The 15,242-nt window shown below is 35.7% G+C and carries 12 protein-coding genes; 6 read left to right on the forward strand and 6 right to left on the reverse strand.

What is annotated here, in order from left to right; genetic code table 11:
* Positions 1–169: 169 nt before the first annotated feature.
* Both AB4Y90_RS07015 and dinB read right to left on the reverse strand, forming a co-directional pair.
* Positions 170–3,250, reverse strand: a complete 3,081-nt coding sequence (locus tag AB4Y90_RS07015; RefSeq protein ID WP_441556705.1) for a DNA polymerase III subunit alpha — start codon at positions 3,248–3,250, stop codon at positions 170–172.
* 11 nt (positions 3,251–3,261) lie between these two features.
* A complete protein-coding gene (gene dinB / locus AB4Y90_RS07020; RefSeq protein ID WP_441556706.1) occupies positions 3,262–4,407 on the reverse strand; it encodes a DNA polymerase IV in 1,146 nt (381 codons plus the stop codon).
* Positions 4,408–4,468: 61 nt separating this feature from the next.
* On the opposite strand from dinB, the gene AB4Y90_RS07025 reads away from it, so the two are divergent.
* Positions 4,469–5,245, forward strand: a complete 777-nt coding sequence (locus tag AB4Y90_RS07025; protein ID WP_441556707.1) for an XRE family transcriptional regulator — start codon at positions 4,469–4,471, stop codon at positions 5,243–5,245.
* A gap of 149 nt (positions 5,246–5,394) precedes the next feature.
* Positions 5,395–6,009, forward strand: a complete 615-nt coding sequence (locus AB4Y90_RS07030; RefSeq protein ID WP_441556708.1) for an alpha-ketoglutarate-dependent dioxygenase AlkB family protein — start codon at positions 5,395–5,397, stop codon at positions 6,007–6,009.
* Here AB4Y90_RS07030 and AB4Y90_RS07035 read toward each other — a convergent pair.
* Together AB4Y90_RS07035 and AB4Y90_RS07040 are read right to left on the reverse strand one after the other, a co-directional pair.
* Positions 6,006–8,765, reverse strand: a complete 2,760-nt coding sequence (locus AB4Y90_RS07035; protein ID WP_441556709.1) for an AAA family ATPase — start codon at positions 8,763–8,765, stop codon at positions 6,006–6,008. The two genes, AB4Y90_RS07030 and AB4Y90_RS07035, sit on opposite strands and share 4 nt — an antisense overlap.
* Before the next feature lie 99 nt (positions 8,766–8,864).
* Positions 8,865–9,131, reverse strand: a complete 267-nt coding sequence (locus AB4Y90_RS07040) for a hypothetical protein (RefSeq protein WP_441556710.1) — start codon at positions 9,129–9,131, stop codon at positions 8,865–8,867.
* A gap of 170 nt (positions 9,132–9,301) precedes the next feature.
* Here AB4Y90_RS07040 and AB4Y90_RS07045 point away from each other — a divergent pair, with 170 nt between their 5' ends.
* The 3 genes from AB4Y90_RS07045 to AB4Y90_RS07055 all read left to right on the forward strand — a co-directional run bounded on the left by AB4Y90_RS07045 (position 9,302) and on the right by AB4Y90_RS07055 (position 13,289).
* A complete protein-coding gene (locus AB4Y90_RS07045; protein WP_441556711.1) occupies positions 9,302–9,583 on the forward strand; it encodes a helix-turn-helix domain-containing protein in 282 nt (93 codons plus the stop codon).
* Between the two features lie 95 nt (positions 9,584–9,678).
* Positions 9,679–11,148: a DUF3945 domain-containing protein gene (locus AB4Y90_RS07050; RefSeq protein WP_441556712.1), complete on the forward strand. Its 1,470-nt coding sequence runs from the start codon at positions 9,679–9,681 to the stop codon at positions 11,146–11,148.
* Positions 11,149–11,183: 35 nt separating this feature from the next.
* A complete protein-coding gene (locus tag AB4Y90_RS07055; protein WP_441556713.1) occupies positions 11,184–13,289 on the forward strand; it encodes a DNA topoisomerase 3 in 2,106 nt (701 codons plus the stop codon).
* A 72-nt stretch (positions 13,290–13,361) separates the two neighbouring features.
* Here the strand turns inward: AB4Y90_RS07055 and AB4Y90_RS07060 are convergent, their stop codons facing one another.
* Together AB4Y90_RS07060 and AB4Y90_RS07065 are read right to left on the reverse strand one after the other, a co-directional pair.
* A complete protein-coding gene (locus tag AB4Y90_RS07060; RefSeq protein ID WP_441556714.1) occupies positions 13,362–13,703 on the reverse strand; it encodes a DUF2511 domain-containing protein in 342 nt (113 codons plus the stop codon).
* An 85-nt stretch (positions 13,704–13,788) separates the two neighbouring features.
* Entirely contained in the window at positions 13,789–14,841 is a 1,053-nt protein-coding gene (locus AB4Y90_RS07065) for a CHAT domain-containing protein (protein ID WP_441556715.1), read from the reverse strand.
* 187 nt (positions 14,842–15,028) lie between these two features.
* Here AB4Y90_RS07065 and AB4Y90_RS07070 point away from each other — a divergent pair.
* Positions 15,029–15,242 (forward strand): hypothetical protein (locus AB4Y90_RS07070; protein ID WP_441556716.1); only part of this gene is annotated, 214 nt, incomplete at its 3' end.

Raw genomic sequence — 15,242 nt, forward strand, 5'->3', positions numbered from 1 at the left:
TTATTATATTTTGTATCTATTGTATTCTTTATGATCTCAGCAAGTTCAATTTCTGAATATCTTTTCATGGAATGATAGTTTTGTTTGATCTAAAATTAATAAAAGATATTATTGTAGCATACGTTATGAAAAGAAATTTATATTGATCATAAAAATACATAGTATTTTTTTAATTGTTTAGCAATTTGTGTCTCGGCAATCCTATTTCGTGTTCTTGAGGATATGGATTTCTAAATGTCAAGCTTACATCCTCCCGAAGATTATTTTCAATTTCTTTAGATTTTTCCTCATCCAATGAATACCTTGGATCTGCGATGAGCGGCATCTTTGCCATTTTGATAATGGTAATGGTTGGGAAATGATAATCAACTTCTACGGTTCCTAATAGAAGATAAATGCCTCCTTCTTTAAAGGGAAACTGACGAAGACTGTCAGGAAAATGGGCGGTGTCAAAATATTCACCTTCGGCATCAATCCAGGTTCCAAAATACATATCGTCTTTTTTCCCAGGATGATTTCTCATTTTGATAGGAACATGTTTTCTGGAAATCAAATAGGCCAGCATCTTAACGGTTTTCTTATGATATTTCAAAAGATCTTTTACCATAACATGACCTCTATATTTTGTTTTCAATAGATCAAAAATAGAATAGGAGACAGGGAAACCTAATATCTCCAATTCATCAAAAGCATCTTCAAAAGGGTTTCTTTCGATGACAGGCAGCTCGTAATCTTTTTGGGGCTCATCAAATAATGAGATGATCTTTGTTTTATACTGATTTTTCGATAAAAGAAATCTTGCTTCAATCAGTAACTCGTGTTTCTGTTTTCCTGTAAATCTGAAAGCACCCACAAAAATTAATATCTGTAATGTTTCAATACCGATGTTAACCCTTTTTACAAAATCTTCCAATGATTTATAATCACCATTTTCTTTTCTTTCTTCGGGAATAAAAAGTTTAACTGCTGCTTCAAGTCTTTCGATGTGTAGTAAACCTAAATAAACGTCAACTCCATACACAGTGGTTTGAAATTCACTGAGATTAATACATGGATTATGAATCGTAGCTCCGGCCATTTTTGCTTCGTGAACATAAACTTCGGTTCTATAAAACCCACCGCCATTATTAATAGCGGATACCATAAATTCAATAGGATAATACGCTTTAAGATAGAGACTCTGATAGCTTTCCACAGCATAGGACGCAGAGTGGGCTTTACAAAATGAATAACCCGCAAAAGATTCAATCTGTCTGTAAACTTCTTTTGAAAGCTGCTCAGGATGACCTTTCTTTCTACAGGACTCGAAGAAATCATCCTGTACTTTCTGTAGAGCGGAAAGAGATCGTCCCTTACCGCTCATGGCTCGCCGCAAGACATCTCCATTAGCAGCCGAAACACCGCCAAAATGCATCGCAATTTTGATCACGTCTTCCTGATATACCATGATGCCGTATGTTTCACCCAGTTCTTTTTCAAATACTTCGTGGAAATATTCAAATTGTCCCGGATGGTTATGACGGAAGATGTATTCACGCATCATACCACTCTGGGCAACGCCTGGCCGAATGATGGAAGATGCGGCTACCAATACCTTGTAATTGTCACATTTCAGTCTTCTTAGCAGACCTCGCATGGCAGGTGATTCTATATAAAAACAGCCAATGGTTTTTCCGATACTCAGCAGTTCATTACAGCGGGCTTCACCTTTAGAGATTGTTGTATCTTCGATATCTACGTGAATTCCTTGTTTTTCTTCAATAAGATTGACGGCATCTTTAATCGTTCCCAAACCTCTCTGCGATAGAATATCAAATTTTTCCAATCCAATATCTTCTGCCGTGTACATATCAAATTGTACGATTGGAAACTCTTTTGGAGGAAACTCTAAAGCTGAATAATTGGTGATGGGTTCTTCAGAGATCAGAATCCCACAAGAGTGCATGCTTCTCTGATTTGGGAAGCCTATCAATAACTGCTCATATTTATAAATATTCTGAACAACCGAATTCTGATCATGCTGTTCTTTCGGTTTTTTAGAGAGTTGATCCAATTCATCTTTTGGAAGACCGAATACTTTTCCGAGTTCTCGGAATCTTGATTTTCTTTTGAACTCGACATTGGTTCCGCAAAAGGCAACATGATCTTTGCCGTATTTACCAAAAATGTATTCCAAAATACTATCCCTATTTTTCCAGCTCCAATCGATATCAAAATCCGGCGGTGATTTACGGTTGAGGTTTAGAAAACGTTCAAAATACAGGTCCAGCTCTAGGGGGCATATATCAGTAATTCCGATACAGTAGGCGATAATACTATTGGCACCGCTTCCTCTGCCGACGTGCATAAAGCCCATACTTTTACTGTATTGAATGATATCCCAGGTAATTAAAAAATATCCGCAGAAGTTTAACTGATCAATAACAGTCAATTCTTTTTTAACCCTTTCAATAGCCTGACTGTTATTATCCGGATATCTTTGAACTAAGCCTTTATAAGCCAGTTGGGACAATAATTTAAAATCATTTTCTTTACTGTCAGTATAATGCTTTTTGTTTTTAGGAGTTTTAAACTCAAAATCAAAACTGCATTCACGAACTATTTGCTTTGTATTTTCAATAATTTCAGGATAATTCCCGAATTGACTCAAAAGCTTTTTCTTGCCTATAAAAGATTCATTTTTCTTACAATAATCATTTTCGGTCAGTTTTGTAAAAAGCGTATTGCCATCAATCGCCCGTAGTACTTTATGAAGTTCATATTCCTCATCGGTTTTAAAGGTTACCGGATGAAGAATGACCATTTTATGTATTATAGATTTGAGTTCAGGATTGATCAATAGGTTGAGTTCATTCTGTCTGATCCCAATAAACTCGTTTTCCAATAACTTTTCGGGAATATTATGCAAAGAGTAAATGACAAAACAGTTTTCCAAGATAGGATTGAATTTCGGAATTTCGATGCCATCACAGTTATAGTCAGTTAAAAGTCTGTTTACCTCTGCAATACCTTTTGGATTTTTGGCTAAACAGATATAATACTGTTCATTGTCAACCCTTACATCAACTCCTACAATCGGTTTTATACCGTTCTCCTGACAAAGCTTATAAAATTGATAAATACCCGTTACGGTATTAATATCGGTCAATGCCAAAACTTTCAGCTTATAGTCCACAGCCTGCTGAACCAGATCTTCAACAGAAATAGTTCCATAACGAAGGCTATGATAGGTATGGCAATTGAGGAACATAACATGGGTGCTTATTGATTTAAAAGACCTGAAGCTCTTCCAACGCTTTTTGAACCAAATCGGTCTTTGATTTTATCCATTGTCTGATATAACGAGATCAGTTCTTCGGTATCTTCAAAAAGGTTCATCTGATGATTCCCATGAACAAGTCCTGTAAACTTCACCCCAACAAGACGAATTCTCATTCTTCTCGTGTACACTTTTTTAAAAAGTTCCAGAATATATTTCAGTAGCGTATGATCTGCTGAGGTATAAGGAACTTTACATTGCTTGGTCTCCGTATCAAAATTAGCATACCTGATTCGGACCGAAATGGTTGAGGTCAGCCATTTTTCATTTCGCAGCTGATAGCAAAGCTGCTCAACCATTCCTGAGAGAATACTTCTGATATTTTGAACATCAATAGTATCTTCGGCAAAAGTTGTTTCCGTGGAAATTGATTTTCGTTCAGAATATTGAATAACCGGATTATGATCGATACCGTTGGCTTTTTTCCAAAGTTCAATACCGTTTTTTCCAATCAGCTGCTGCAATACATCAGCAGGCATATGGGAAAGAGTTTCTATTTTTCTTACGCCTAATCTTGAAAGCAATTCAAAAGTAACATCGCCGACCATCGGAATCTTTCTAATGGACAAAGGATTTAAAAAGGGCTGGATAGACTGGGGTTTTAATTCCAGTTTTCCGGCAGGTTTTGCTTCGCCGGTTCCAATTTTTGAAACTGTTTTATTTGTAGAGAGAGCAAAACTGATGGGTAAGCCCGTATTTTTTACGACTGTTTCAGCAATTTCAGTTGTCCATTGATAGCATCCAAAGAACTTATCCATTCCTGAAAGATCCAGATAAAATTCATCCACACTGGCCTTCTCCAGCACAGGTACTTTTTCCTGAATGATCTCTGTTACCAAATGGGACATATTGGAATAGTATTCCATATCTCCCTTGATCACTTTAGCTTCCGGACATAAACGTAAAGCCATTCTTAATGGCATGGCGGAACGAACCCCGAATTTTCTTGCTTCATACGAGCATGATGCTACTACACCACGATCTCCGCCACCTATGATCACGGGCTGCTTCTCCAATACAGAGTCTCTCAGCCGCTCACAGGAAACAAAGAAAGTATCCAAATCCATATGCGCAATCGCTCGTTCCATTTTACAAAATTATTACGTTTTATAGCAAAATATCGTATATTTGTTGCTATAAATTATAGCAATGTCAATTTTATCAGAAAACATGCGGTATTTAAGAGGTAAGCTCAATCTTTCACAACAAAAGGTTGCTGATGATCTTTTAATTACCAGAGGCAGATATGGTAAGTATGAGGATGATGCCGCAGAGCCTCCTCTCGAGATTTTGATTAAAATCTCTAAATATTATAATGTCAGCATCGATTTACTTTTGACCATTAACGTCAGTAAATTTTCTATTGATGAGATTATCGAACTTCCTGACAATAGAATCGTTCTGCCTATCAGGGTGGATCAGGATGGAAACGATCAGATTGAGATTATTCCACAAAAAGCTTCGATGGGATACTTGAACGGTTATAGTGATCCTGAATACATAGAAAGTCTCGATACCATATCCTTACCTTTTTTAAAAGGGGGAAAGTTTAGGGCATTCCCGGCTGACGGAGATTCCATGCCACCTTACAAAAACGGAACCTACATCGTGGGGAAATATGTCGAAGATCTTTCAGACTTAAAAACAGATAGGACGTATGTTTTCATCACTACCAATGACGGCATCAGTTATAAAAGATTCCAGTTTCACGAAGCAGATGGTATTTGGGTAAAGGCTGATAATCAATTTTATGAACCTTATAAAATTCCGTTGCCAGAAATCAAAGAAATCTGGGAATTCGCTTGTAGTATCAATACAAAAGAATATGAACCCGATGAATTTGCAGAACGTAATATTCAAAACTTTATGACAGAGATCAAAACTGACATCAAGCAAATCAAAGACAAAATTGGAGATAAGAATTGAATTCATTTTGAGTAAAGGACATCGATGGATTCTCACCAGTTCATTTATTAAATAAAAACTTCCCCGAAGGGAAGTAAAAACACAAATGATGAAAAAAATCCCGTTGGAACGGGATGGATCAAATATAAATATTTCAAAAGAGAATAACAATGTGCCAGCTGAGTTTATTTGATGCGGAAGAATTTTACGAGTTTCCAAAAGATCTTTTGGAATACAAAGAAAATTTTCTCACCAGGGAAGAAGCAGATCTTCTGAAAGATAAACTGCTTAATACTGCACCATGGGAACAGCGGACTCAGAAAATGTATGATAAAATGGTTTTAACACCACGCCTTACCGCCTGGTACGGCGACACAAAAATGGATGATTCCGCCGACAATAATACCACTAAGAGAAATGAATGGATTCCAGAACTTTTTTCTTTAAAAGAAAGAATCGAAAAAGAATTCGGATACCGGTTCAATGGTGTATTACTCAACCTATATCGCAATAACAATGATTCTGTTGCCTGGCATAGGGACAAAGAAAGTCGCTATGGCAAACGTCCAGTCATTGCATCTATCAGTCTCGGACAAACCCGAAACTTTGATTTTAGAAAGAAAGACCATCATCGAAGTAAATACAGCCTTCCTCTTCCTCACGGATCACTGCTCATCATGAAAGGAGACTTGCAGGAAAACTGGGAGCATCGTATTGCTAAATCCACGATACCAATGAAAGAAAGAATTAATTTAACTTTTCGAATGATTCATGAGGGGATTTAATTTTCTAATGTATTATTGTCAGGGGCATCAAAGAGAAAACTACAAAGATCATAGTCTTTATTTGAATCTTCAAGCTCTTTAAATTCAATAAAGGATTGATGGGTGAAATCTACTTGTGTTTCAAAATTTTTATCAGGAATTGGCTTATTTAATTTTAAGCATGTTTCAGAGCCGATTTTTTTATCCAGATGATTAAACGCTTTTAAAATATCGTTATAATCATCAACGTCTGGAAATTTCTCAATGATACTTTCAACAAAAGGTTGTAGTTTTTGAGCAAATCTTCTTTTCGTTTCTAAACTGCCGTAAGCCAACTGTATCATTATCAGGCGGAATTCATATCCATTGTTCATATAGTAATCCGCTATGTTTTTTACAGTTTTTTCGCAGTTCAGATTATCAACAAAATGCCGGGCAAAATTATTATTTTCAGAATGTTGAAATAATTGACAAAGCATCATTAAATTTCCCCAATGACGGGGAATGCTTTTTTCATAGCTGGCAACGAGTTTTTTAAGATTCAAGGAGTCGGAAATTCTGTCAATTTCGTTAGGCAAATAATAAAGGTCATAAATTGCAAGGAAGTTGGTACCAGCAGAAAAATTAATTTCTTCAATAGAGCAATCCCTAATCAGCCTGCAAAATTGATCAATTAAAATCTTGAGTTGACTTCTTTTTATATTTGAAATATAAGCACGATAAAATTGGATGGTGCAGCAAAAAGAATCGATGTTTCCTTTTTTATTTCGACTTGTTATTTTTTGAAAATCATTAAAATTCAATTCTTCTCTTAAGTTTTTAATCCAGTTGATATGCAGACTACCAATCGTACTAAATAAAAATTGTAAAGATTGAAAAGAATCTGTTTCTGAGTTTTTGATTAAAAAAGCCATTTTTTTAAAACTAATCTGATCCAATAGCGGAATAATAACTTCTTCACAATGGTGTCTTAAAGTGGCCATAATATGACGGAAAAAGTATAAAGTTCCTTCTGAAGCATCATTTATTAACGAAGCAATAGCGGAAGCTTTATCAATAAATATATCGTGAATAATGATATTTTCTTTACTGTAGCTATGTTCGTGCAGATGCATTGCTAATATCGATACTGTATAAAGATCTTTTTGTATGCAATTTTCTGCAATATTTCTCCAATCCTGAATCTGTAGTAAATTAAACCAGGAATTAATATATGGTTTCAGATTAGTGTATCTTAGCCACGACCACAGAATCATGATTTCTTTTGCTCTTGAAAAGTCATTAAAAACTTCATTGAGCAATTGTTCACAATCAAGTCTATGTGATTGAAATGAAATTTCAATAAATGTTCGGGCAAATTCCCGATGAACGGTTTTGTATTTATCCCTGACATTGACAAGAATTCGTCTTTTGCAAAGTTTCTCGAGCTGTGTTTTTAACCAATCGATTTCATAAGAGTGAATTGTTTTTAATGTCTTATTACGGTTTGATAGATCGATGATTTCCTCTACACTCGTTCCCTGTTCAAAATTTGAAATTTGTTTGATGGAAATATAAAGAATAATAAGATCAAACCTTTCTTTCGCTACTAGTTCAATATAATTTGACGTATTTCTTAACAACCCACCACCAAGCATATAGATATACTGCCAAACTGAATCAGTGGAATCAGCATAACTGTCGATAACATGCTTCAAGGGATAATCCAGATGTCCAAAACCAATCATTGCGCCCATAAAGGTGTCAGCATTGTTAGCCTTAAGAAAATTGATAACCTGCTGCTCATGATCCAGTATTACTTTTGTAATATATTCCTTCAGCAATGGCCAGCTAATATATTGCAGGGAATCAGGAAAATGGTGTTCAATATTATTTTGAACTTCAAATGTTTCTCTGGTGTTTACAACAATAACCTTTTTCTTCGAAGAAGACAGTTTCAAGATTTGCTCTAATTGCTGAGATTTTAATATGGTATTTGCATCATCGATGATTAAAATAATTTCATTTTTCGCAAGGCTAAGAAATTGAGCAATTTCTCGAGCTGTATCAATGCTTGTTTGATCTGAAATCACAGACATAAAAACCTGAGCGTCGCTAAAATATCCTGCAACACCTTTGGCAAGAGTTGTTTTACCGCTTCCGGAATTTCCAACAATAATTAATTTATGATCCCGCTTTAATATTTTTACACTTTCAAGTGCTATATCGCTATTTGCTAATTGAAAACAGACAGCATTGCTTGGCTCCTTAAAATTAAAGATATCTGTAATAGGACCCTGGAAGGAATAATCTAAAGGTATAAATGAACCAAAGGGAAATTCAATGCCTCTAAGTTTATATTCTGAAGCAATACTCCAAATACTTTCCCAGTTCTTTTTTACAATTATCTGTTCTGTAGTACTTATCTTTTTTGCGTGAATTTGGACATGATGGCTTGGGCATACCAGTAAAAGGTTGTCTTCATTATTATTTTGAGTCTGGTGGTATTCTTCAATATGATGAATCTGAAAGTGTCCTTCGGTATTTCCGTCAGCACAAAAACAACATACTTTTCCACTCTTTGATAAAATTGAAGCCATGATTTCTTGTGATGGCTGCTTTCTTTGAATTTTACTGGTAATAATCTCTACCTCATCATCTGAAAACTGATAAGCTACAAGAGTTTTTTTTCCCATACTTTTTAGCGTGGAAAGATTGAATCCCAGTTTTTTTATTTTTATAATTAAATCAGTATTGAAACCTAATGCTATTAAGTTGTTTTCTGTTCTTTTAGTCATTGCAAACTTTTAGCTTAAAGAATGGTTATACAACCGGTAGCTTTTTCAAAAATCATATGCCAGTTATTCTCAAATGAAACTTTCCCATTACGGTAGATTTTATAATTTTTGTAAGTGCTTTTCAGCGCATTCGGTTAAAATCCTATCAATTTCTAAATCGATTTCGGGAGAAATGTCTTGCGTCCTGCCGAATCCGACTCTACCGCTTCCAGACTGTCCAAATGTGATCATATACGACGTTGAAAGATCGATTTTTCCTTCAGATAGAAAATCTTTATGCCTTTCACTGAGTTCCGCTATTTTATTCTCAACGCATTGTGAAAATTTTTCGGCATTACTGCCGAAAAGTTGTTCTGTTAATCCCATGGTAATTATTTATTGTAAATATCGATGTTTTTTTAGGAAATATTTATCCTCCTAAGAAAAATTTTTTCGGTACTCCGAAAAGGTAGTGATTTTATGTGATCTCCATTACTCAATTTTACCTCAGTAAAGTTGATCAACTGTTCAAACATTTAACATCAAAAATCACCGTTATGAATATCGAAAGAACAGAATTTATTGTCTGGATGGAGAGAATCATGGAACGATTCGACATCCTGAAAGAACAGGTAGTAAATAACCAATCCCGATTTATAGAAGTAGATGGCGAGCAATTGCTCGATAACCAAGATGTATTGCAGTTACTTAAAATAAGCTCGAGATCCTTGCAGCGATATCGCACCAATAAAAAACTCCCATATTATACCATTAGTGGCAAGCTGTATTACAAACTATCCGATGTCCATCAACTTATCAGAGAATCCTTAAAATCCTGACATACAAGACAGCAACAGCCAAACAGATTGCAGCTGTACCATATTCTAAAAGAATAAATCATCTGAATTTAATTTCATCCCATTAAGTTTTTGAAATGGAAGAAAAAGTACAAGATCAGGATCCAAAAAATGACATAAAGCCTGCATCCGATACCTTACTGGTTCTTGACAAAGAAACCAATGCTATTGAACTGGTAAAGGGTATCGATCAAAAGGGAAACTTGCAAAAGATTTCTCCTAAAGATATGAAAGACAACGAGCAGCTCATCCGTGTGGACAAACACGGAGATGTCTTCTCCAATTTCTTTTCAAACTTTTACAGACAGCTAAAAAATCCCTCACGCTTTAACTTTTTCAAGATTTCGGAATATGACGCTATTACTACTGCAAAAGACCTGCAGCAGTATGTTGATCAGGCATCATCCGAAGAAAAAGAAAAGCAGAAAGACAATGAAGTATTACCAAAAGAGACAAACCAAATAAAAAATCAGAATACAATGGAAAACACGCCCAACACTGAAACAGAGTACCGTTACTCAGAAAACCAGATCGACTGGAAGACCATGGAAAAGCTTGGTCTCAACAAAGAGAAACTAGAAAAGCTAAATGCCTTAGATCCTTTGCTCAGAGGTTTTAAGACCAATACTTTGCTTCCTGTCACCATTCGACTCGGAAGTGCTACCAGCAAAATGGACGTTCGACTTTCTTTACAGCCCTCTGATACTGACGGGGTTTCTGTTCAGCTTCATGCTATCCGCAGGGAGCCCAACTACAATTTAAAATTTCTGGGCCACGAGTTCAGTGATGAAGACAAAAAGAATCTTAGAGAGAGCGGAAACATGGGGAGAGTAGTGAATCTGGTCAATCCAAAAACAGATGAGATCGTTCCTTCGGTTATCAGCCGTGACCGGCTTACCAATGAATTGGTGGCCTACCGAGTAGAGTATATGAAAATCCCCGATGAAATTAAGGGGATAAAGCTTGATGATCATCAAAAACAGATCTTACTCGAAGGCAAACCGCTTTATCTTGAAGGAATGACCTCTACAAAAGGAGATCTGTTTGATGCTACTGTTCAGTTTAATGCCGATAAGCGGTATGTTGAATTTATATTCAACAACACTCAAAAGCAAGATCAAATACAGCAACAAAATAAGGAACAAAGCACATCTAACCAACAGAGCCAAAATATGAACGGTGAAGCCCCAAGAGTTTTCAGAGGTCAAGAACTGGATGACAAGCAATACGAAAAATTCAAAGCCGGAGAAACAGTCTATGTCAGCGGTCTGACTGACAGTAAAGGAAAAGAATATCAAGGCTACATTACCTTCAACCAAGAAACCTCCAAGACCGATTTTTCCTTTACCAATCCCAATAAGCTGAAAGAAAAAGTGCAGCCATCGGAAGACCATAAAACCCAGAAGGCTGTCAACACTGACGGTAAAACGAACGATGCGACTAAGAATATCAAAGAGCCGCTTGAATCCAAACAGCAACAGCCTGTTAACAAGGAACAGGTGGAACAACAGAAAGCACCTGCAAAATCCAAAGGACGTAAAATTTAATAAAAACCCATCTTAATCATACAAATCCAAAGAATATGAAAGCCATTATTGCAGAAAAGCCAAGTGTTGCAAGAGAAATTGCTCAGGTACTTAACGTACATGAAAGAAAAGAAGGTTACTTTGAAGGAAATGGTTATTGTGTAACCTGGGCATTGGGTCATTTGGTGTCTTTGGGAATGCCGGAAGATTATGGTATAAGAGGCTTTGATAAAGCCTCTTTACCGATCTTTCCCAATCCATTTATCTTAACACCACGAAAAACCAAACAATCGAACACCTATAAGCCAGATCCTTCTGCTTTAAAACAACTGAAAATTATAAAAAATGTTATCAATCAATGCGACAGCATTATTGTTGCGACTGATGCGGGAAGAGAAGGCGAATTGATTTTCAGATACATCTATGACTATCTGAAATGCACCCAACCGTTTGAACGGCTGTGGATCAGTTCACTAACAGAAAAAGCAATTACCGAAGGTTTCAAAAAACTCCAACCTGGTTCAAACTTTAACAGTTTATATGCCTCTGCAAAAGCCAGAAGCGAAGCAGATTGGCTGGTAGGAATCAACAGTAGTCAGGCATTAAGTATTGCTGCCCATAACGATGTATATTCTTTGGGCCGGGTTCAAACTCCTACACTTGCTTTAATCTGTAAACGATTTCAGGATCACAATCATTTCGAAAGAAAGAAATACTGGCAGATTCAGCTCAAGCACCGTAAGGAATATTTAGATTTCACAAGTCTATCGGATGCATATTGGGAGGATGAAAAACAGGCTAATCAAATCTTAAAAGCTACAGAACGTGAGGGTAGGGCTATCGTAGAAGATGTATCAATTAAAACTGTAAAAGAACAGTCTCCATTGCTTTTTGATTTAACAGAACTTCAGAAAGAAGCTAACCGCAAGCTTGGTTTATCAGCAGAGGAAGTCTTGCAGATCGCACAAAGTCTTTATGAGAAAAAGTTTATTACTTATCCACGAACAGGCAGCAAATATATTCCCGAAGATCTTTGGACCGAAATTCCTGAACTCATAAGAATCCTCAATACAACAGATCAGTTCAAGCCAGCAATTTCAACTTTAAAGTTTGGCAATTTCAATAAAAGAATTGTCAACGACCTAAAAGTGACTGATCATCATGGATTATTACCGACTATAAAAGTTCCATCGGCTGTGACAGCCGGAGAAAAATCCATTTATGACATGATCGTTTATCGGTTATTGGAATCCTTATCAGAACATTGTTCTAAGGAAATTACTCAGATAACCATTAAAGTACATCATTACCCATTCAACATCAAAGGCTCAAAAATAATCGCAAAGGGTTGGCGGGCTATCAAAGGAATTTTAACTGATCATATCAACTCTAACAATACAATCGATAATAATGTAAACACTCAAGAAGAGCTTATAGATCTTCCTGAATTTAAAATCGGTGATGAGCTTAAAATTTCAAATGCTGAATTACGGGAAAAAACAACAACACCTCCGAAGCTTTACACAGAAGCTGATTTATTATCAGCCATGGAAAATGCAGGAAGACAAATCGAAAATAAAGACCAACAGCAGATCCTTCAAAATATGGGTATAGGTACCCCGGCAACCCGGGCAATGATCATTGAAACACTACTCAGCAGGAACTACATTATCAGAAAAAACAAAACATTAGTTCCAACAGAAAAAGGTTTACAGGTATATGATTTAGTAAGAGATAAAAAAATATCTAATGTTGAAATGACCGCAGAATGGGAGATGGCACTGGATAAAATAGAAAAGAATGAATTCAATGAAAACCAGTTCATCAATGATATCAAACGCTACACTACGGAAATTACCAATGAATTGCTATCACTACATATTCCGCTAGAAAATATCCCTGAATTAAAATGTCCAAAGTGTCAACAACAAAATCTCATCATTAAGGACAAAATAGTAAAATGTCCTGATGATCAATGCCAATGGATTTTATTCAGATTCATATGTGGAATACAGCTCAGCATCAGTCATATTACAGCATTATTAATGACAAGGAAAACACCGCTGATTAAAAACATGAATAGTAAAAAAGGAAAAAAATTTGATGCATACATCATATTAAAAGAGGATTTAAGTACATCATTTGAATTCTCAAAAAAATGAAATTTTGAAAGAAACTCTATCACTCGATAGAGTTTTTTCTTTCCCCTATATATTACTTTAATCATATATCCTCTATTTACTCTCACAAAGATGTAATCCTTCTGTTATGAAATCTCCGTACGATATTTTAAGTCCAACCCAGTTGGGGTCGTCTAACCATATTTCTTCTACTTTACTGATAGAGGGATTATTACTTGAAGCTCCTTTTGCTGATCCGTTTAATGCATAGGTTTTGCCATTACTGGCGATGCCATATATTTCTTTATACCCCGAGCAATAGACTTGAATTTCATTTACTGAAAAAGGCCATTGACCAGCATATTCCTCTTTTTTAAAAATCAGGATATTACGAGGAGAAGGATTAGAGCATGACATGAGAAATGCTAAACCAAACAAGCAGACTATTGATTTCATGATAAAAATTTATTTCAAATATAAAATGAAATTCTACTTATTTATTACGGTTTCCCATAACTGAGGTACTGATTTTTAAATACAATTATTTCGGATTAACCAAAATAATATCGCCTGCATTTAGATCGTCCCTAACAAATAGCTCCGGGGTATTTTCCTCATTGATACCCTCCATCATTACCAGTGCTTTTGCTTGCTCAAATGCCTTGTCAACCGAATGACCAAAGCCAATAGATGAGTAAAATTGAGAAGAAAATACTCTCGCGGCGTCATCTCCGATTGAAGTATTCATCCCAATAGTGGCTTCGACAAATTCTGATATGGCCTCTGCTTGATTTTTTGAATAGCAGGTATTGAAAAATACAAGTCTGATATTTTCAGCAGAGGCCATCATTGTCTGTACAATAGCTTCTTTAGACACTAGTTTCATTTTACCGCTTTGATCCTGAAATGCAATTTCATCATTATCAGAACCGTGTCCGCTAAAATGAACAACAGTTGGGTTGAGTTCATTTATTGCTTGTAGTAAATCCATAGGCTGCAATGCCCAACGCGATTCAAATCGCACGGCATCACGGTACTTGGATTGGCGAATCATATTGGCAATAGATCTTGCTTCCTCATCTAATCTCAATTGTGAAAGATCTAATGGATTAGAGGCCAAAAAAAGAACTGTGATTTTTTCAGGAATATCTTTTAATGCTTTAATTTCACTTTGTGTGCGCAGATGTAAAGTATTGTGATTCTTCAGCGTGTTGCCAATATCTCTTAAATTTTTATCCTGGTCCTTTCTTAATTTTACTTCAGCGGTTTGTTTCTTTTTATCAAGAGCAGCTTGTTCTTTGTCAATTTTGATTTGGTAGTTAACAATATCTTTCTCTTTATTGACAATCTTTTCCTCCATATCTGCAATTTTCTTTGTAATTGTTGCAATGTCACTGGTGCATTTATCAATTTCTTTGAGCTTAGTATTAATCGTGCTGACGGTTTTGGTTCTCTTTATGGCGTCTCTGGCTGCCTGAGCTTTTTTACTAAGCACAGCTATTTTTAGATGTTCCTTAGCTTTATCTGAAACGAGTTTAGCGCGTTCTTTTTCTTTTGTTAATTTAGAATTTCTGTAGGTATCAATCAATGCCATAACATTCGTATTTGTTCAGATAGTAAAGTATTACTAATTTACAATATTATTGATTATTAAAGTTTAACGTATCAGAAAAAATAGTTACAAATTAAAGTGAAGTTTTAATTTATCATAACCTACACAATACATAAAGATGAACAGTAATGATGATCCATTATTTAACAGAAAAAGGGTATCTAAATCGATGTCAGAAAACGAAGTCATTGATCTTCTCTTAAATTGGAATAACGACCGTGGAAAAACAGATCTTCGGACATTTTTAAGCGGGATTTATTACCCTGATCCAAAAGCCTATTTTGATTACAAAGGATTCTTTGTCACAAAAACCATTCTTAGAAATGAACTTAAGTTGGAAGAAGGAAAAAAGCCTGGGGATATTGATGTACTGATCATTCCAC

Origin of the sequence: Chryseobacterium sp. 2TAF14 (assembly GCF_052115105.1) — a bacterium.
In the GTDB taxonomy this organism is placed as follows: domain Bacteria; phylum Bacteroidota; class Bacteroidia; order Flavobacteriales; family Weeksellaceae; genus Chryseobacterium.